Origin of the sequence: Parabacteroides sp. Marseille-P3160, assembly GCF_900162725.1 — a bacterium.
Classification (GTDB): domain Bacteria; phylum Bacteroidota; class Bacteroidia; order Bacteroidales; family Tannerellaceae; genus Marseille-P3160.
Window position 1 is genome coordinate 1,653,369 of sequence record NZ_LT799418.1, and the last position, 17,801, is coordinate 1,671,169.

Genomic DNA, 17,801 nt, shown 5'->3' on the forward strand with positions numbered 1-17,801 from the left:
CCGGTTACTGTTTTGACTGACCGGCTAACTTGTTTAAATTATTGAGAGAAAGAAAATTAAGAATGGAAACAATTGAAAGAACAAGAATTGTAGATGTATTAAAGAACGACGCCTATGGAACAAAGGTGAACGTGAAAGGCTGGGTTCGTACACGCCGGGGTAGCAAACAAGTCAGTTTTATCGCTTTGAACGACGGATCAACCATTCATAATGTACAGATAGTCGTCGATACCACCCGGTTTGATGAAGAATTACTCAAGCTGATTACGACCGGAGCATGTATTAATGTGAATGGCCTGTTGGTGAAATCGCAGGGACAGGGGCAGAACGTTGAAATCCAGGCGGAAGAAATCCAAGTATACGGTACCGCCGATCCGGCGACCTATCCGTTGCAAAAGAAAGGGCATTCCATGGAATTCCTGCGTGAAGTAGCTCATCTCCGGCCGCGGACCAATACGTTCGGCGCTGTTTTCCGTATTCGTCATCATATGTCTATCGCTATCCATATGTTCTTTCATGAAAGAGGTTTTTACTATTTTCATACGCCGATTATTACGGCTTCGGATTGCGAAGGCGCAGGGCAGATGTTTCAGGTTACGACGCTTAACCTATACGATTTGAAAAAGGACGAATCGGGTTCCATCCGTTATGACGAAGACTTCTTCGGAAAGCAAACCGGATTAACCGTTTCCGGACAGTTGGAAGGCGAATTGGCTGCAATGGCTTTGGGGGCGATCTATACTTTCGGCCCGACGTTCCGTGCAGAAAATTCCAATACACCCCGGCACTTGGCCGAATTCTGGATGATCGAACCGGAAGTCGCATTCAATGAAATCAAGGAAAATATGCAGTTAGCGGAAGACTTTATCAAGTATTGCATCCGCTGGGCGTTGGAGCATTGCAAGGATGATATCCAATTCCTGAACGATCATTTTGATAAAGGACTCTTGGAACGACTGGATTTTGTCTTGAAACAGGATTTTATCCGTTTGCCCTATACCGAAGGAATCCGTATCCTGGAAGAGGCCGTAGCTAATGGACATAAGTTTGAGTTCCCTATTTTCTGGGGAGCGGATCTGGCTTCTGAACATGAGCGTTATCTGGTGGAAGAACATTTCAAGTGCCCGGTGATCCTAACGGATTATCCGAAGGAAATCAAGGCTTTCTATATGAAGCAAAACGAAGATGGGAAGACGGTGCGTGCAATGGATGTGCTTTTTCCGAAAATAGGGGAAATCATCGGCGGGTCGCAAAGGGAAGAAGACTATGAAAAGCTTTCCCGGCGCGCAGCGGAGATGGGTGTTCCTGAAAAAGATATCTGGTGGTATATGGATACCCGTAAGTTTGGTACGGCACCTCATTCCGGGTTCGGTTTGGGATTCGAGCGGTTATTGCTATTCGTGACCGGTATGACTAATATCCGGGATGTCATTCCATTCCCGCGTACGCCGAAAAGTGTGGAATTCTGACAATTAACAATTTATTTATTGACGGGGATCTGTTATGGGAGTAAGAAAACTACTTACCGAACAGATCCTTTTCTGTTTTTAACGCTGAAAGACGGTAAAGTGCGAGGCCGCATGATCTCCTTGATAATTTTCTTTTTGGCTATAGACTTGTTAAATTATCATAATTATAAGTACCTTGTGATACAAGGTATCCTAAGATAAAATATATTTGCCTTTAGAATGAAAAGTAAATTAATTTTGTAACTAGTTCACAACTGATTCGTCTATATACATAAAGAACAATGATGATTGAACTCAAAGATATAAATAAGACATACCATAACGGCGCCCCCCTGCATGTACTGAAAGGGATTGATTTAATAATAGAAAAGGGAGAAATGGTCTCTATTATGGGCGCTTCCGGTTCGGGAAAATCTACCTTATTGAACATATTAGGCATTTTGGATACGTATGATACGGGGGAATACTATCTGGACGGTCAGTTGATAAAGAATTTGAACGAAACGCAATCTGCAGAGATCCGTAACCGGATGATCGGTTTTATTTTCCAATCGTTCAATCTTATTTCATTCAAGAATGCAATGGAAAACGTTGCTTTGCCTCTTTATTACCAGGGCGTTAATAGGCGTAAGCGGAATACGATCGCCATGGAATATCTCGATATGGTGGGATTGAGAGATTGGGCGGATCACATGCCGAACGAGATGTCGGGAGGGCAGAAACAGCGTGTAGCCATTGCACGGGCTCTTATTGCCAAGCCGCAGGTTATCCTGGCGGATGAACCGACCGGGGCGCTGGATAGCGTAACAACGCGGGAGGTGATGGAATTGTTAAGCCAGGTAAATGCGGAAGGGATGACGATGATTATCGTTACGCACGAACAGTCGGTGGCGGATGTAACAAGGAAAATTATCCGTGTAAAAGACGGATTGATTGAAGATATAGAGGAAGGGAAGGGACATGTTGGATTTTGACAATATACGTGAGATCTGGAGTACGATCAAGAAGAATAAACTTCGTACTTTCCTGACCGGATTCTCTGTTTCATGGGGGATCTTTATGCTGATTACTTTGCTGGGAGCCGGTAATGGACTGAAGAACGGAGTGATGTCCAACTTCAGCCGGTGGTCGGACAACCGCGTTTCCGTACGCGCCGGGTATACAACCATGCCATACCAGGGTATGCAGACAAACCGGCGGATTCGCCTGGAGACAACCGATCTGGAAGCTTTATCCATCGGTTTTCCCGAAATAAACGCCAAATCCTCTACGCTTTACCATAACGATACACTGTCTTACAAGGAAGAATATGGAACTTATTCATTAAATGCTATCTATCCGGATCATGCAAAGATCGATTTGGTGAAGGTTTTGGCCGGAAACGGGCGTTTTATTAATGACCTGGATTTAAAAGAAAGGAGAAAAGTGATTGTGATCAGTCCCCGTATGGCGGAAGTGTTGTTCAAGGAGGAAAATCCATTGGGAAAGATTATCAAGGCGGGAAAGGTTATGTACCAGGTGATCGGAGTTTATGACAGCGAAGAGAAAAGCAATGATGATCCGGCCTTTATCCCATTTACCACCGGACAGATCTTGTATGGGGAAGGACAAAAAATCGACAGGCTGCTCATGACGCTTCAGAATGTAAAGACAAAGGCCGATACAGATGCTTTCGAAAAGAAATTGCGGGAACGGCTTGGGAAGATACATAAATTTAACCCTGAAGATAAGGGAGCCTTATATATCTGGAATACGGCCGATGACTTCCGGATGATGAACGGAATGATGAACGGAATCGCACTCTTTATCTGGATTGTGGGTATCGGAACGTTGACTGCGGGTATCGTGGGGGTGAGTAACATCATGCTGATTACGGTGAGAGAGCGGACCAAAGAATTCGGAATACGGAAAGCGATCGGCGCTTCCCCGCTTTCGATCCTGCAGTTGGTTATATTGGAGTCGATCCTGATTACCGCCGTCTTCGGGTATTTCGGGATGATCATGGGCATCGGCGTGACTGAGTTAGTGAATTACGGAATGGAGATGGCAAAGGCTACCCAGGCAGCCGGAGGCGGGAATCCCGGAGAGAATACAACGATCTTCCTGAACCCGACTGTTAATCTCGGAGTAGCCATATCGGCAACCATCCTGATCATAGGAGCGGGGGTACTTGCCGGTTATATGCCGGCGCGGAAAGCCGTGAAGATTACTGCAATTGAAGCGATGAGGGCAGAATAGTAAACCAATGAAAACAAAGAACGATGTTTGATTTAGATACATGGGGAGAAATTTGGGCAACGATTACGCGTAATAAAGTGCGTAGTTTCTTGACCTGCTTCGGCGTTTTCTGGGGTATTCTGATGCTGATCATTCTGTTGGGCTCTGGAAGAGGGATGAAGAACGGCGTATTTGCCGGAACGGAAGGGTTCGCTACCAACTCCGCTTTTTTCTGGACGGAGTCTACTTCCGAACCATATAAGGGATTTAAAAAAGGACGTTACTGGCAAATGCGGAACCGGGATGCCATGCTGATTAAACAGAACGTGGAAGGAATCTCTTATTTGTCACCGATTACCTGGGGAGCGCGATCAGATAAAAATATAGCATACGGCCAACGTTCGGGTGGCTATAGTGTAAAAGGAATCTATCCCGATTATTTTCACATTGAAGCGCAAGAGGTTTATGAAGGCCGCTTATTGAATGATGTGGATCAGATGGAATCCCGTAAAGTCTGTAACATCGGAGTAAAGGTGAGGGAAGTCTTGTTTCCCAACGGGGAAGAGGCGATAGGAAAATATATCCGGGTTAATGGCATCTATTATCAGGTCGTGGGCGTGATTAAAGGGAAAGCTGCGAATTTTAATATGGGAGGAAGAAGCGAAGAAAGCGTTATGCTTCCTTTCTCAACGATGCAGATTACCAGTAACCAGGGAGATGCATTCTATTTCATGTGTCTTTCCGCAAAGCCGGGATACCGGATGGAAGAGGTGATAGACCAGGTGACCGCCATCCTAAAGGCGCAAAACGATATTTCTCCGGATGATCGCAAGGCGGTGGGTTGTTTCAATCTGGCCGCTAATTTCCGGACATTTGAAAATCTATTTGTCGGGATTGATATTTTGGTTTGGCTTGTAGGAATGGGAACCTTATTAGCCGGGGTTATCGGCGTCAGCAATATTATGATGGTGACGGTAAAGGAACGGACAAAAGAAATTGGGATTCGCCGTGCATTAGGAGCGAAACCTTGGAATATTATATCACAGATTATGAGCGAAAGTCTCCTCCTTACCGCTTTAGCCGGATTGATCGGATTGACGGTCGGCGTTTTTATCCTGGATTCGATTAACCGGTTGATTGAGTCTGCTCCGTCGGATGACGGTACTTTTTTTAAAGATCCGGAAGTTAGCATAACGACGGCGATTGCTGCGACAGTGGTATTATTGTTGAGCGGCTTATTGAGCGGGTTGATTCCTGCCTGGCGAGCGATGCAAATCAAGGCGATAGATGCAATTAGAGAAGAATAAAAAAGAAAAACAATAAAAGCAATAGAATAATCATGAAGAATCCAGTTGTAAAAAAGATCCTGCGTATTGCATTCCTTTCACTGATAGGGTTGGCGGTAATCGGCACGTTTTACTTTTTATGGCAAAAGTCCCGTCCGGTTGTTACCCAGTATGAGATTGTCACGCCCAAACGCGATACGGTAGAGACAAAGACGGTTGCAACCGGTAAGGTGGAACCTCGGTTTGAGGTGTTGATTAAGCCCCAGATCTCCGGGATTGTATCCGAGCTGCCGAAAATTGCCGGGCAAATGGTCAAGCAGGGAGAGATTTTGGCAGTAATCAAGGTCATTCCTGAAATGGTGCAGTTGAACAGCGCCGAATCGAATGTTAAATTGGCGGAGATAAACCTTAATCAGGCAAAGCAAAACTATGATCGTGATAAAGGATTATATGATTCCGGAGTCGTTGCCAAGGCTGAGTTTGAAGTAACCGATGCGGCCTATAAAAAAGCAAGGGAGGAATTCTCGAATGCTCAATCGGCATTGGAAATTATCCGGGACGGAATTGCTAAGAATTCAAAGATCGCCAGTACGACGCAGGTTCGCAGTACCATTACCGGGATGATCCTGGATGTACCGATCAAAGTCGGAAATTCGGTCATTCAAAGCAATAATTTTAATGACGGAACGACAATCGCTTCGGTTGCCGATATGAACGACATGATCTTTAAGGGGACGGTTGATGAAACCGAGATCGGCCGGATTCATGAGGGAATGCCGATAAAATTAACGGTCGGCGCCATGGAAAGCCGTCAATTCGACGCTTCCTTGGAGTATGTCGCTCCGAAAGGTGTTGAGACCAATGGAGCCATTCTTTTTGAAATCAAAGCGGCGGTCAGTGTTCCCGAGGACGCTTTTATCCGCGCTGGATACAGTGCGAATGCGGAGATTGTCCTGAAGCGGGCAATCAATGTGCTGACCGTTCCGGAAAGTTGCGTGACATTTGAAGGAGATACGGCTTATGTGCAGTTGCTGAAACAAGAAAAACCGGAGCAGCTCTTTGAAAAACACCGGGTGAAAGTTGGTCTTTCCGATGGTATCAAAATTGAAATACAGGAAGGATTAACGGAAAAGAGTAAGGTTCGTGGTGCGGAAATTGATCCGAAAAAGAAAAAAGAAGTAGCTAAAAAAACTAACTAATTCCGGCAAATGAAAAAGATGATATTAATCGGCCTTCCTCTCTTGTTGTTTTGCAGCATGAGCGGGCAGACACAGGAACCGAAACAGTGGAGCCTTGAAGAGTGCATCCGTTATGCGATCGAGCACAATATCGATCTGAAGCAAAAAGAGCAGGATAAGGTGAATCGGGAGATCGAACTGAGTACGAGTAAAAACAGTTGGTTGCCTAATCTGAATGCCAGCGTGGGACAGAATTTCAGCTATGGACGTTCGCAATCGGAAGATAATATTCTGGTTGACCGGAACGCGGCCAGTACATCCGCTTCCGTAAATATAGGAATGCCTATCTTCGACGGATTTAAGATACCAAATGATATCGCAGCGCGTAAGTTGGATTTAAAGGCAGCGGTAGAATCCTTGAATAAAGCGAAGGAAGACCTGGCCGTCAATGTTGCTTCCTTTTATGTGCAAGTTCTTTATAATAAAGAGTTGCGGGAGGTTGCGCAATTGCAAGTAGATTTAAGTACGGAACAAGTGCGGAAAACGGAATTATTGGTTAAATCCGGAAAAGCGCCTTTGGCCCAACTCTATGAAATCAAAGCGCAGTTGGCGCGCGATGAAGCCGGACTTGTGGAAGCGAAGAATAATGTTAATTTGGCCCTGTTGGATTTATCGCAAGCTTTGGAATTGGAACGCGCGACCACTTTTGAAATAGAAGTTCCCGAAACGGAGGATGTTGTCAACCAATATATGGGAAGTATCCTGCCGCCCGATGATATTTACGAACGCGCGGTTACGTTCAAGCCGCAGATAAAGGAACAGGAATATTTGCTTGAAAGCCAGAAGCGGACGCTCCAGATAGCCAAAGCCGGATATTACCCGACCCTTAGTTTTGGCGCCAGCTATTCTAATGGCTATTATCATTACTCAGGAAAAGGCAGCGAAGGGTTCCAGAATATTCCCTTTAAAGATCAATGGGATCAAAATGCCCAGAAGATGTTCGGCTTTACTCTTTCAATTCCGATCTTTAATCGTTTTCAGGTGCGAAATAGCGTTCGTTCGGCGAAAGCTGCTATATACACGCGTGAGTTGTTGATGGAAAATACCAAGAAAACGCTTTATAAGGAAATACAGCAGGCCTATTACAATGCCGTTGCTTCGCAGGAAAAGTTCGTGTCTGCGGAAAAGTCGGTCGAGGCTTCCCGTATCGCCCACCAGTATGCTGAAGAAAGCTATAATTCGGGAAAGAGCAGCGTATTCGAGTACAACGAGGCCAAGACGAAATATGCAACCAGCCTTTCCGAACAGGCGCAGGCAAAATACAACTACATTTTCCGTGTGAAAATCCTGGATTTCTATAACGGAAAGCCGATCGTACTGTGATTTTTATTTTCTTTGGGTACGCAAAAACTCGATTGCCCGCTGCATGTCCTCGGGTGTGTCGATGCCGATCGTTTCTTGCTCGGTGATACCTGCCTGAATGCGATAGCCGTTTTCCAGCCAGCGGAGCTGTTCCAAGCTTTCCGCCAGTTCCAAACCGGAGGGAGGAAGGGTGGTTATCTCCTTCAGTATATCTGCACGATAGGCATATAGTCCGATATGTTTATAGAAAGTATGCTTAGCCAGCCATTCCGTATGCTTTGCCCCGCGGATATAAGGGATGATAGACCGACTGAAATATAGAGCCTCGTTCTTTTTGTTCAGAACGACTTTAGGCGTATTGGGATTGAATAGCGCCGCCTCGAAGTCATCATCCGGATGGAAAGGCTTGACTAACGTGGCGATTTCCACCTTCGGATCGTTGAAGCAACTTTTCAGCACTTCCAATTGCTTTGGCTGGATGAAGGGCTCATCCCCCTGGATATTGATTATGATATCATATCCTTCACCCACTTTGGCATATGCCTCATAGCAGCGATCCGTGCCGCTACGGTGTTGTGCGGAAGTCATGACCACCTGTCCGCCGAATTGTTTGACCGCCTCTTCGATGCGGAGGTCGTCGGTCGCCACGTAGACTTCGTCTAATACAGGGCGTACCTGTTCATATACCCTTTGGATCATTGGCTCTCCATCCATGTCGGCCAGCGGTTTTCCCGGAAAGCGCGTAGAGGCGTAACGCGCCGGTATAATTCCTATGAATTTCATATTCTTCTGTTATTTCGTCGATTTTGACTGATCCAAAATAGCTTGAACCGGTTTCCGCCAATCTTCTTTATTGAATGGTTGGTACGTTAGGAAACCGAATTCCTCTCCAACTTCCACATTCCGTTTGCCATCATCCACAAAGAGGCTCTCCGAAGGATCCAGTCCTGCATCCCGGATCATATACTCAAAGATAGCCGGATCCGGTTTGGTGATACCGATTTCATAAGAAGCATAAATCTTATCGAAATAATCCGTGATAGGACGTCCGGCCGGAGTGAACTGCGGAGTCCGGGCCCAATCCATAATGACCGGATTGGTGTTACTCAGCAGGTAGAGTTTGTACTTTTTCCGAAGTTCGAGGAGATACTCCAGCTTATAGGCGGGAACATCCATGATAAATCCCTTCCAGGCATGGCTTATGGCCTCTTCGGAGATGTTTTTTCCCGTATGGGCGCGTAATTTGTCGCAAAACTGTGGAAAGGTGAGGCTTCCGTTCTCAAGTTCGAGGAAGATACCTTTTTGCTCATAAGGGTCGAGCAGCGTTTCTGCGTCGGAGACCCCGATTTCGATAAACCGTTTCACCGATTGTTCTCTCTCCAGGTCGATTATCACTCCGCCTAAATCGAAAATAATGTTTTTAATTCCCACCATTCTTTCTTTTATCTTGTTTATAAAAACGGACGAGGCTGCAAAGTCTCGTCCGTTGAAATTCTATTTTTTATGATTCCAACGAATGGACTACCAGGCCGGAGCGGAGCTTCGGTTCGAACCAGGTTGTCTTCGGAGGCATGATATTGCCGCTATCGGCTATATTAATCAATTGTTCCATCGACACGGGATACAAAGCCAGCGCTACTCGCATTTCTCCGTTGTCCACCCGGCGTTTCAATTCGCCCAATCCACGGATTCCACCGACAAAATCGATGCGTTTATCCGAACGTAGGTCCTTTATTCCAAGGATTTCGTTTAAAATCAAATCGGAAGAAATAGTTACATCCAGTACCCCGATCGGATCGTTATCGTCGAAAGTCCCCGGCTTTGCCGTCAGGGAATACCATATCCCTCCCAGATAGAGAGAGAAGTTATGCAGAGCAGTCGGCTTGTAAATTCCCGCCCCTTTCTCCTCTACGGTAAAATGTTTGTTCAGCCGGGATAGGAATTCAGCCTCTGTTAAACCGTTGAGATCTTTGACGACCCTATTGTAATCGATGATCGTCAGCTGGCTGGCGGGGAAACACACTGCCATAAAGTAATTGTATTCCTCATCGCCCCGATGATGCGGATTCTGTTTTGCTTTTTCGGCGCCCACCAAAGCTGCGGCTGCTGAACGATGATGCCCATCGGCAATATAGAGCGAGGGGATGGTGGCAAACAACTCCGTAATGCGCCGGATGTCTTCTTCCCGGTCAATAATCCAAAATGTGTGGGAGAAGCCTTCCGGCTGCGCAGTAAAATTATATTCCGGCGGAGTAGCAACATATTTCTGCACGATTGCCTCCAAGTCCGCATTGTCGGGATAGGAGAAAAAAACGGGTTCCATGTTTGCATTCGTAATCCGTACATGCTTCATCCGGTCTTCTTCTTTGTCCCGGCGGGTAAGCTCGTGCTTTTTTATATGCCCGTCCAGATAATCCTGTACCGAAGCGCAGACCACCAGTCCGTATTGTGTATGCCCGTTCATCGTCTGGGCATAAATGTAGTATTGCTCCTTCGAGTCCTGTCTGAGCCAGCCTTTTTGTTGGAATTTCAAAAAGTTTTCCCGCGCTGTTTCATAGACGGCAGGTTCATGTTCGTCCATTCCTCTGGGAAAATCAATCTCCGGCTTGATGATATGGTATAATGATTTTTCATTTCCTTCCGCTTCCCGACGCGCCTCTTCCGAATTCAAGACATCATAAGGACGGGAAGAAACCTGCGTAACCCATTCTTTTGGGGGACGGATTCCTTTAAAAGGTTTGATAATAGCCATTTAATCAGTAAGAATTATTTATTTACCCTATATTTTTGGTTCCCGTTTTTCAAGAAGTCGACGATTTGCTCTGCAGCGGCAATTCCAGCATTGATGTTGGCTTCCGCTGTCTGGGCGCCGATCTTCTTTGGAGTGCTGAAATAGCGTTCCCCGTAGTTTGCCTTCAATTCTTCATCGATCGACGGCTTGACATCAGACAAGTNGCGTCGGAGACCCCGATTTCGATAAACCGTTTCACCGATTGTTCTCTCTCCAGGTCGATTATCACTCCGCCTAAATCGAAAATAATGTTTTTAATTCCCACCATTCTTTCTTTTATCTTGTTTATAAAAACGGACGAGGCTGCAAAGTCTCGTCCGTTGAAATTCTATTTTTTATGATTCCAACGAATGGACTACCAGGCCGGAGCGGAGCTTCGGTTCGAACCAGGTTGTCTTCGGAGGCATGATATTGCCGCTATCGGCTATATTAATCAATTGTTCCATCGACACGGGATACAAAGCCAGCGCTACTCGCATTTCTCCGTTGTCCACCCGGCGTTTCAATTCGCCCAATCCACGGATTCCACCGACAAAATCGATGCGTTTATCCGAACGTAGGTCCTTTATTCCAAGGATTTCGTTTAAAATCAAATCGGAAGAAATAGTTACATCCAGTACCCCGATCGGATCGTTATCGTCGAAAGTCCCCGGCTTTGCCGTCAGGGAATACCATATCCCTCCCAGATAGAGAGAGAAGTTATGCAGAGCAGTCGGCTTGTAAATTCCCGCCCCTTTCTCCTCTACGGTAAAATGTTTGTTCAGCCGGGATAGGAATTCAGCCTCTGTTAAACCGTTGAGATCTTTGACGACCCTATTGTAATCGATGATCGTCAGCTGGCTGGCGGGGAAACACACTGCCATAAAGTAATTGTATTCCTCATCGCCCCGATGATGCGGATTCTGTTTTGCTTTTTCGGCGCCCACCAAAGCTGCGGCTGCTGAACGATGATGCCCATCGGCAATATAGAGCGAGGGGATGGTGGCAAACAACTCCGTAATGCGCCGGATGTCTTCTTCCCGGTCAATAATCCAAAATGTGTGGGAGAAGCCTTCCGGCTGCGCAGTAAAATTATATTCCGGCGGAGTAGCAACATATTTCTGCACGATTGCCTCCAAGTCCGCATTGTCGGGATAGGAGAAAAAAACGGGTTCCATGTTTGCATTCGTAATCCGTACATGCTTCATCCGGTCTTCTTCTTTGTCCCGGCGGGTAAGCTCGTGCTTTTTTATATGCCCGTCCAGATAATCCTGTACCGAAGCGCAGACCACCAGTCCGTATTGTGTATGCCCGTTCATCGTCTGGGCATAAATGTAGTATTGCTCCTTCGAGTCCTGTCTGAGCCAGCCTTTTTGTTGGAATTTCAAAAAGTTTTCCCGCGCTGTTTCATAGACGGCAGGTTCATGTTCGTCCATTCCTCTGGGAAAATCAATCTCCGGCTTGATGATATGGTATAATGATTTTTCATTTCCTTCCGCTTCCCGACGCGCCTCTTCCGAATTCAAGACATCATAAGGACGGGAAGAAACCTGCGTAACCCATTCTTTTGGGGGACGGATTCCTTTAAAAGGTTTGATAATAGCCATTTAATCAGTAAGAATTATTTATTTACCCTATATTTTTGGTTCCCGTTTTTCAAGAAGTCGACGATTTGCTCTGCAGCGGCAATTCCAGCATTGATGTTGGCTTCCGCTGTCTGGGCGCCGATCTTCTTTGGAGTGCTGAAATAGCGTTCCCCGTAGTTTGCCTTCAATTCTTCATCGATCGACGGCTTGACATCAGACAAGTATTTGAAGTCCGGACGCTCGGCAAAAGCCTTCTGTAATCCCTCTTCATCGATCACTTCCTTTCGGGCCGTATTCAGTAGAATCGCCCCTTTTGGCATGCTCTGTATCAATTTGAAACCGATCGAGCCTTTGGTTTCCGGAGTTGCCGGTATATGCAGGGATACGACCTGGCTTATCTTGAACAGTTCTTCCGTTGATTCCACCGGTTTAACTCCTTCACTCTCTATGATTGTGGAGGGGCAATAGGCGTCATAAGCATAGACCTCCATTCCGAAACCCTTCGCGATGCGGGCTACGTTGCGCCCGACATTTCCATAGGCCAGAATTCCCAGTTTCTTTCCTTTCAATTCCGTTCCGGAAGTGCCGTTATAGAAATTACGTACGGCATAAACCAATAATCCGAAGGCCAGCTCGGCTACAGCATTCGAATTTTGTCCCGGAGTATTCATGACGCAGACGTGCTGCGCTGTCGCCGTGTCCAAGTCTACATTATCGTAACCGGCTCCGGCACGAACAACGATTTTCAGTTGCTTGGCAGCCTTCAGAACTTCCGCGTCCACAATATCGCTGCGGACGATCAGCGCTTCGGCGTCTTTTACGGCCTCCAGCAGTTGCGCCTTCTCCGTATATTTTTCCAACAAAACAGGTTCGAACTCCGCTTTCTCAATCACGTCGCGAATTCCTTTGACTGCTATCGCAGCAAAAGGTTTTTCTGTTGCTATAAGTATTTTTGCCATTGTTTAATGTTGTTGTTCAAACTCTTTCATTGTCTCTACCAATGCTTCCACACTGCTTTTCGGCAGGGCGTTGTATAAAGAGGCGCGGAAACCGCCTACCGAACGGTGTCCTTTGATTCCGACCATCCCCTTGGCTGCAGCAAAGTTTGCAAAATCAGCTTCCAGTTCCTTATATTCTTCCTTCAGGACAAAGCATACATTCATCAGGGAGCGGTCTTCCGGTACGGCGGTTCCCACGAACAATTTGTTCCGGTCGATCTCATCATATAAAATAGCCGCCTTCACCTCGTTCTTCTTTTGAAGAGCCTTGATGCCTCCCTGTTCCTTGTACCATTTCAATGTCTGCAAAGCAGCATAGATAGCCACTACCGGAGGGGTGTTGAACATGGATTTGCTGTCGATATGCGTCTGGTAGTTCAGCATCGTCGGAATCGGACGTTCCACTTTCCCCAGTGCATCCGTACGTATGATTGCCAGGGTAACGCCGGCCGGAGCCAGATTCTTTTGCGCTCCTGCATAAATCAATTCATATTTGGAAACGTCCACCGGACGGGAGAATATATCGGAAGACATATCGGAAATCAAAGGAATCGATACATTCGGGTCCTCGTGAAGTTCCGTTCCGTAGATCGTATTGTTTGTCGTGATATGGAAGTATTCCGAACCGGCGGAGATCGTATAATCTTTAGGAATGTAAGTGTAATTTTTGTTTTTGGAGGAAGCAACGACATCTACTTCACCGAAGAACTTTGCCTCTTTGATGGCTTTGGAAGCCCATACGCCGGTGTCCAGATAAGAGGCTTTCTTGTTCAGGAAATTGAAGGGAGCCATGCAAAACTGAAGGCTGGCACCACCGCCAAGGAAGAGGACTTCATAGCCGGAAGGAATATCCAACAGCTCTTTGATCAACTCTTGCGCTTCGTCATTGACGGCAATGAATTCTTTACTGCGATGTGAGATTTCAAGTAGAGATAATCCTGTGTTTGCGAAGTTTTCAACTGCTGCTGCAGTGTTTTTAATTGTATATTCACTTAGAATAGACGGACCTGCATAAAAATTATGCTTTTTCATTGCAAAATGTATTAAATGTTAATAAAGAAATTCATTTTTACCGAATTTTGATTGTGCTATGAGTGTACGAATGTACGTCTTTTTTCTCAATACTATATGTTTGGAGGTGACTTTTCAACAGTCACTTATATCGGTCGCCCCACAGGTGGTGCATCTGGTCTATTAACTTTTGTTCAGCCGGATTGGATTGTCCTTCCCACAAACGTTGGTCTTTCACTTCTTTAGGTAGATATTCCTGTCGGATAAAATGTCCGGGGAAATCGTGGGCATATTGGTATTCCTTTCCGTAATCCAATTCTTTCATCAACTGGGTAGGAGCGTTGCGCAGGTGGAGCGGAACCGGCAGGTTGCCTGTTTCGTTCACCAAAGCGATCGCTTTGTCGATAGAGAGATAAGCCGAATTGCTTTTGGGACTGCAGGCAAGGTATACCGTTGTTTCCGCCAGGATGATCCGTCCTTCCGGCCAGCCGATTTTCTTCAGTGCGTCGAAACAGGCGTTCGCCAGAAGCAGAGCGTTCGGGTTGGCCAGTCCGATATCCTCGGAAGCCAGAATCAGCAGACGGCGGGCGATGAATTCCGGATCCTCTCCTCCGGCTACCATCCGCGCCAACCAATAGATTGCGGCGTCCGGGTCGCTTCCACGTACCGATTTGATGAATGCGGAGATGATATCGTAATGCATTTCTCCTCCCTTGTCATATGCCGCCGGATTCTCCTGTAGACGTTCGACTACTTTGGCGTCGGTGATTTCAACCGCATCTTTCGGATTTTCTGCGGATACGACTAACTCCAGAATATTCAGCAGTTTCCGGGCATCCCCTCCCGAATAACGGAGTAGGGCGTTGGTCTCGGTCAACCGGATTTTCCGTTCTTTCAATATGATATCTTCCATAATGGCGCGGTGAAGCAGTTCCAACAAATCCTCTTTTCCCAATGATTTCAAAACATAGACCTGGCAGCGGGAGAGGAGGGGACGGATCACTTCAAAGGAAGGGTTTTCCGTCGTGGCGCCGATCAGGGTGACAATTCCTTTTTCTACGGCATTCAAGAGTGAATCTTGTTGGGACTTGCTGAAGCGGTGAATTTCGTCGATGAAGAGGATGGGGGCAGCGGTCGTATCGAAAAAACGGTTGCTTTGCGCCCTGTCAATGACCTCGCGTACGTCTTTTACTCCCGAGTTGATGGCGCTAAGCGTATAGAACGGCGTTTCCAATTTGGAGGCGACAATTTGTGCCAACGTCGTTTTGCCTACCCCCGGAGGTCCCCATAAGATAAAGGAAGGTACGTGCCCCGCTTCGATCATTTTCCGAAGTACGGCGCCCGGCCCCACCAAGTGCTTTTGTCCGATGTATTCATCCAGTGTTTTGGGGCGTAATCTTTCTGCTAAAGGTTGACTTATCATATACGCAAAAGTCGGGATAAATATTCAGTATTCAAAACAAAAAACGAGGGCAAACCATCAGCTTGCCTTATTCTCATATTGCTGAAGCAAATTGGCCAACTGCTTCTTCTCTCCTGCCAAAGTCAGCACGTCTCCTTCCAGAAGCACAGTGTCGGCGGCGAAGTCGGTCAGGTATTCGTTATTGCGGCTGATACCGATGATCATGCATTCGGTTTTCTCACGCAGCTTCAGGTCGCGTATCGAACGGTTAAGCAGAGGAGAGTTAGATTCAATGACTAATTGACCCAGTCCCACCTGGTGTTGCGGGATGACCAGTTCATTCATCTCACGGTTTTTGTCTTCGATGGCGTTGGTGAACTTCTGTATATTCTCGTCCGTGCCGGCCAGAATGATGCGGTCGAATGGATACAGCCGGTCGTTTGCCGTCGGAATATTGATCTTTTGCGCCCCGCGGATGATGCTGACGATATTCACTCCGGTTTCTTGCTTGAAGTTTAATTCAGCGAGGGTTTTGCCTATCCGGCAGGAATTCGGCGGAACTTCAATTTCTTCTATATGTATGTTCATTCGCAGCAGTTGGTCTTTGGTCTGGAGATTGATTGTCCGTTTGCTGTCTTCTATCCGCTCTTTGCGGTGAAGATTGTCGAGGAATTTCTGTTCCATCCTTTTTGACTGGATGCCGAAGCCCTGGATGAAAGAAATTGCAATAGCGATTAACCCTGAGATCACCAGCAGAAGAGATGTTGCTTGGGGGAACAGGGGGATCAGGACAAAGAAAACGAGAATGACGCAAACACCGAAGCGAAGGAGCGTCAAGGCGATCAGAACCGCTTTATTGAGGTGGTTGTCTTCCCATAATTCTTTGAATTCCCTGGTTTTGTTTTTACGTTTCATGATCCCACTCATGAAGGGCGCCATGATAAGTAAGGTAACCAGGGCATAGAGAAGCGATCCCCAGATGTCCGGAATATAGGATGTAATCACTGGTTTCAGGAACTTTCGGGCGATAAAAAGGATGGCCAGCGATAAGGAAAAATAGACGGATACGTAAACCAGCACATTCCGGAGAATTTTCTGCCATGAATTGTGTTTTATAACGTTTTTTTGGTTGGAAGCGGCATATCCTATAATCAGTTTATTCCATCCCTTGGGGATGCGGGCCTCGATAAAGTCGGAAATCGGATTCGCAGCCCGGATGAAGTAAGGGGTTGTGAATGTGGTGATGACTGACACAGCCACAATAACGGGGTAAATATAGTCGCTGATTACGCCCAGTTGCATTCCGAGGGTGGCGATGATAAAGGAGAATTCGCCGATTTGCGCCAGGCTGAAACCGGCATGGAGCGAATCGTTGAGCCCTTGCCCCGATGCCAGGACTCCCAGAGTGGCGAAGATAACGCGCCCGATTAGTACGACAACGGTCAGTATCAGGATCGGAACGGCATATTCGACAATCACTTCCGGAGCGATCATCATGCCGACGGATACGAAGAACACGGCGCCGAACAGGTTTTTAAGTGGCTCGATGAGATGTTCGATATGTCTGGCCTCAATTGTTTCAGCCAGTATGGAGCCCATGATGAAAGCTCCCAATGCCGCTGAAAAGCCTACGGCATCGGCAAACCAGACCATCCCGAGGCAGAGGGCGACTGAAATAACCAGTAAGGTTTCGTCGTTCATGTGGGCTTTCAGTTTCTTCAGGATAGTAGGGATCAGGTAGATGCCGACGATAAACCAGATCAGAATGAAGAAGAGTAGTTTGAGTATGTTGTCGATCAGCTCCATACCCTCGAAATGTTTGCTGACCGCAAGGGTGGTGAACAGTACCATCATCAGAATCGCGGCAAGGTCTTCCACGATCAGCATCCCGAAAACGATGCCGGCGAACTTCTTCTTCTGCAATCCCATATCGACAAATGCTTTAATGATGATCGTCGTGGATGACATGGAGAGCATGCCGCCGAGGAAAAGGCTTTCGATATTGGTCCAACCCATTAGCTGCCCGACAATATATCCGATCGTAATCATCGATCCCATGTTGATGGCTGTTGCGATGGAGGCTGTCCCGCCTACCGCTATCAGTTTTTTAAAACTGAATTCGAGTCCCAGGGCAAAAAGCAGGAAAATGACTCCTATTTCCGCCCATTGGGAGATGTTGGCCGGGTCGGCTACGGAAGGTAGCAGCATGAAATGGGGGCTTATCAAAAGACCTGCGACAATATACCCTAAGACGACCGGCTGTTTTATCAGTTTGAATAATACAGTAACAATACCGGCTGTAATTAGGATAAGAGCCAAGTCGGTGACAAGAGTTGGTAAATGTGACATAAGCTATGTTGTGTTGATTTTTTAATGGGCAATAAATGTCTGCCCCGTCGAACAAAAATAGCAAAAATGGAGGATTTATGGGTTCGTATTTTCCTTATTTGTGTTTTTTATGGCATTTTTTAACGATTTGGGGCTTACTATGGATTTTTATTGTATATTCGCTTTTAAATAAT

General features: G+C 46.5%; 14 protein-coding genes and 1 pseudogene. 6 read left to right on the plus strand and 9 right to left on the minus strand.

The genetic code is table 11. The annotated features are described in order from the left end of the window. The first annotated feature begins 62 nt into the window (after nucleotides 1-62). The 6 genes from asnS (at nucleotide 63) to BQ8014_RS06625 (ending at nucleotide 7,533) form a co-directional block, all read left to right on the plus strand. Nucleotides 63-1,469, plus strand: a complete 1,407-nt coding sequence (gene asnS, locus BQ8014_RS06600; RefSeq protein WP_080903677.1) for an asparagine--tRNA ligase — start codon at nucleotides 63-65, stop codon at nucleotides 1,467-1,469. A 284-nt stretch (nucleotides 1,470-1,753) separates the two neighbouring features. Further along, complete coding sequence (locus BQ8014_RS06605; protein WP_080905855.1) at nucleotides 1,754-2,443, plus strand: ABC transporter ATP-binding protein; 690 nt, start codon at nucleotides 1,754-1,756, stop codon at nucleotides 2,441-2,443. Beyond that, nucleotides 2,430-3,707, plus strand: a complete 1,278-nt coding sequence (locus BQ8014_RS06610; protein WP_080903678.1) for an ABC transporter permease — start codon at nucleotides 2,430-2,432, stop codon at nucleotides 3,705-3,707. Before BQ8014_RS06605 ends, BQ8014_RS06610 begins: the two co-directional genes overlap by 14 nt. Nucleotides 3,708-3,730: 23 nt before the next feature. Further along, entirely contained in the window at nucleotides 3,731-4,993 is a 1,263-nt protein-coding gene (locus BQ8014_RS06615; protein WP_080903679.1) for an ABC transporter permease, read from the plus strand. A gap of 32 nt (nucleotides 4,994-5,025) precedes the next feature. After that, nucleotides 5,026-6,171: an efflux RND transporter periplasmic adaptor subunit gene (locus BQ8014_RS06620; RefSeq protein ID WP_080903680.1), complete on the plus strand. Its 1,146-nt coding sequence runs from the start codon at nucleotides 5,026-5,028 to the stop codon at nucleotides 6,169-6,171. A gap of 57 nt (nucleotides 6,172-6,228) precedes the next feature. Further along, nucleotides 6,229-7,533 carry a TolC family protein gene (locus BQ8014_RS06625; protein ID WP_234998113.1) on the plus strand — a complete coding sequence of 435 codons (1,305 nt, stop codon included), beginning with the start codon at nucleotides 6,229-6,231 and terminating at the stop codon, nucleotides 7,531-7,533. A 3-nt stretch (nucleotides 7,534-7,536) separates the two neighbouring features. Here BQ8014_RS06625 and kdsB read toward each other — a convergent pair whose 3' ends face one another. The 9 genes and pseudogenes from kdsB to BQ8014_RS06665 all read right to left on the minus strand — a co-directional run bounded on the left by kdsB (nucleotide 7,537) and on the right by BQ8014_RS06665 (nucleotide 17,628). Next, complete coding sequence (kdsB, locus tag BQ8014_RS06630; protein WP_080903682.1) at nucleotides 7,537-8,295, minus strand: 3-deoxy-manno-octulosonate cytidylyltransferase; 759 nt, start codon at nucleotides 8,293-8,295, stop codon at nucleotides 7,537-7,539. A 9-nt stretch (nucleotides 8,296-8,304) separates the two neighbouring features. Continuing rightward, nucleotides 8,305-8,946, minus strand: coding sequence for an HAD family hydrolase (locus tag BQ8014_RS06635; RefSeq protein ID WP_080903683.1), 642 nt, complete (start codon nucleotides 8,944-8,946; stop codon nucleotides 8,305-8,307). 67 nt (nucleotides 8,947-9,013) lie between these two features. Continuing rightward, nucleotides 9,014-10,264 carry a DUF1015 domain-containing protein gene (locus BQ8014_RS06640; RefSeq protein WP_080903684.1) on the minus strand — a complete coding sequence of 417 codons (1,251 nt, stop codon included), beginning with the start codon at nucleotides 10,262-10,264 and terminating at the stop codon, nucleotides 9,014-9,016. A gap of 14 nt (nucleotides 10,265-10,278) precedes the next feature. Next, a pseudogene (locus BQ8014_RS19150) lies at nucleotides 10,279-10,419 on the minus strand (3-phosphoglycerate dehydrogenase); the annotation flags it as partial. Between the two features lie 219 nt (nucleotides 10,420-10,638). Beyond that, the gene (locus BQ8014_RS06645; protein ID WP_080903684.1) at nucleotides 10,639-11,889 is read right to left on the minus strand and encodes a DUF1015 domain-containing protein; all 1,251 of its coding nucleotides are present in this window, start codon (nucleotides 11,887-11,889) and stop codon (nucleotides 10,639-10,641) included. Nucleotides 11,890-11,903: 14 nt separating this feature from the next. Continuing rightward, nucleotides 11,904-12,827 carry an NAD(P)-dependent oxidoreductase gene (locus tag BQ8014_RS06650; protein WP_080903685.1) on the minus strand — a complete coding sequence of 308 codons (924 nt, stop codon included), beginning with the start codon at nucleotides 12,825-12,827 and terminating at the stop codon, nucleotides 11,904-11,906. A 3-nt stretch (nucleotides 12,828-12,830) separates the two neighbouring features. Beyond that, nucleotides 12,831-13,898, minus strand: a complete 1,068-nt coding sequence (gene serC, locus BQ8014_RS06655) for a 3-phosphoserine/phosphohydroxythreonine transaminase (protein ID WP_080903686.1) — start codon at nucleotides 13,896-13,898, stop codon at nucleotides 12,831-12,833. Between the two features lie 121 nt (nucleotides 13,899-14,019). Then, entirely contained in the window at nucleotides 14,020-15,300 is a 1,281-nt protein-coding gene (locus tag BQ8014_RS06660) for a replication-associated recombination protein A (protein ID WP_080903687.1), read from the minus strand. A 57-nt stretch (nucleotides 15,301-15,357) separates the two neighbouring features. Further along, nucleotides 15,358-17,628 carry a cation:proton antiporter gene (locus BQ8014_RS06665; RefSeq protein ID WP_080903688.1) on the minus strand — a complete coding sequence of 757 codons (2,271 nt, stop codon included), beginning with the start codon at nucleotides 17,626-17,628 and terminating at the stop codon, nucleotides 15,358-15,360. Nucleotides 17,629-17,801 lie beyond the last annotated feature (173 nt).

Coding starts and splice junctions, on each gene's coding strand:
- asnS (WP_080903677.1), top strand. CDS start 63: ATGGAAACAATTGAAAGAACAAGAATTGTAGATGTATTAAAGAACGAC.
- BQ8014_RS06605 (WP_080905855.1), top strand. CDS start 1,754: ATGATTGAACTCAAAGATATAAATAAGACATACCATAACGGCGCCCCC.
- BQ8014_RS06610 (WP_080903678.1), top strand. CDS start 2,430: ATGTTGGATTTTGACAATATACGTGAGATCTGGAGTACGATCAAGAAG.
- BQ8014_RS06615 (WP_080903679.1), top strand. CDS start 3,731: ATGTTTGATTTAGATACATGGGGAGAAATTTGGGCAACGATTACGCGT.
- BQ8014_RS06620 (WP_080903680.1), top strand. CDS start 5,026: ATGAAGAATCCAGTTGTAAAAAAGATCCTGCGTATTGCATTCCTTTCA.
- BQ8014_RS06625 (WP_234998113.1), top strand. CDS start 6,229: ATGAGCGGGCAGACACAGGAACCGAAACAGTGGAGCCTTGAAGAGTGC.
- kdsB (WP_080903682.1), bottom strand. CDS start 8,295: ATGAAATTCATAGGAATTATACCGGCGCGTTACGCCTCTACGCGCTTT.
- BQ8014_RS06635 (WP_080903683.1), bottom strand. CDS start 8,946: ATGGTGGGAATTAAAAACATTATTTTCGATTTAGGCGGAGTGATAATC.
- BQ8014_RS06640 (WP_080903684.1), bottom strand. CDS start 10,264: ATGGCTATTATCAAACCTTTTAAAGGAATCCGTCCCCCAAAAGAATGG.
- BQ8014_RS06645 (WP_080903684.1), bottom strand. CDS start 11,889: ATGGCTATTATCAAACCTTTTAAAGGAATCCGTCCCCCAAAAGAATGG.
- BQ8014_RS06650 (WP_080903685.1), bottom strand. CDS start 12,827: ATGGCAAAAATACTTATAGCAACAGAAAAACCTTTTGCTGCGATAGCA.
- serC (WP_080903686.1), bottom strand. CDS start 13,898: ATGAAAAAGCATAATTTTTATGCAGGTCCGTCTATTCTAAGTGAATAT.
- BQ8014_RS06660 (WP_080903687.1), bottom strand. CDS start 15,300: ATGATAAGTCAACCTTTAGCAGAAAGATTACGCCCCAAAACACTGGAT.
- BQ8014_RS06665 (WP_080903688.1), bottom strand. CDS start 17,628: ATGTCACATTTACCAACTCTTGTCACCGACTTGGCTCTTATCCTAATT.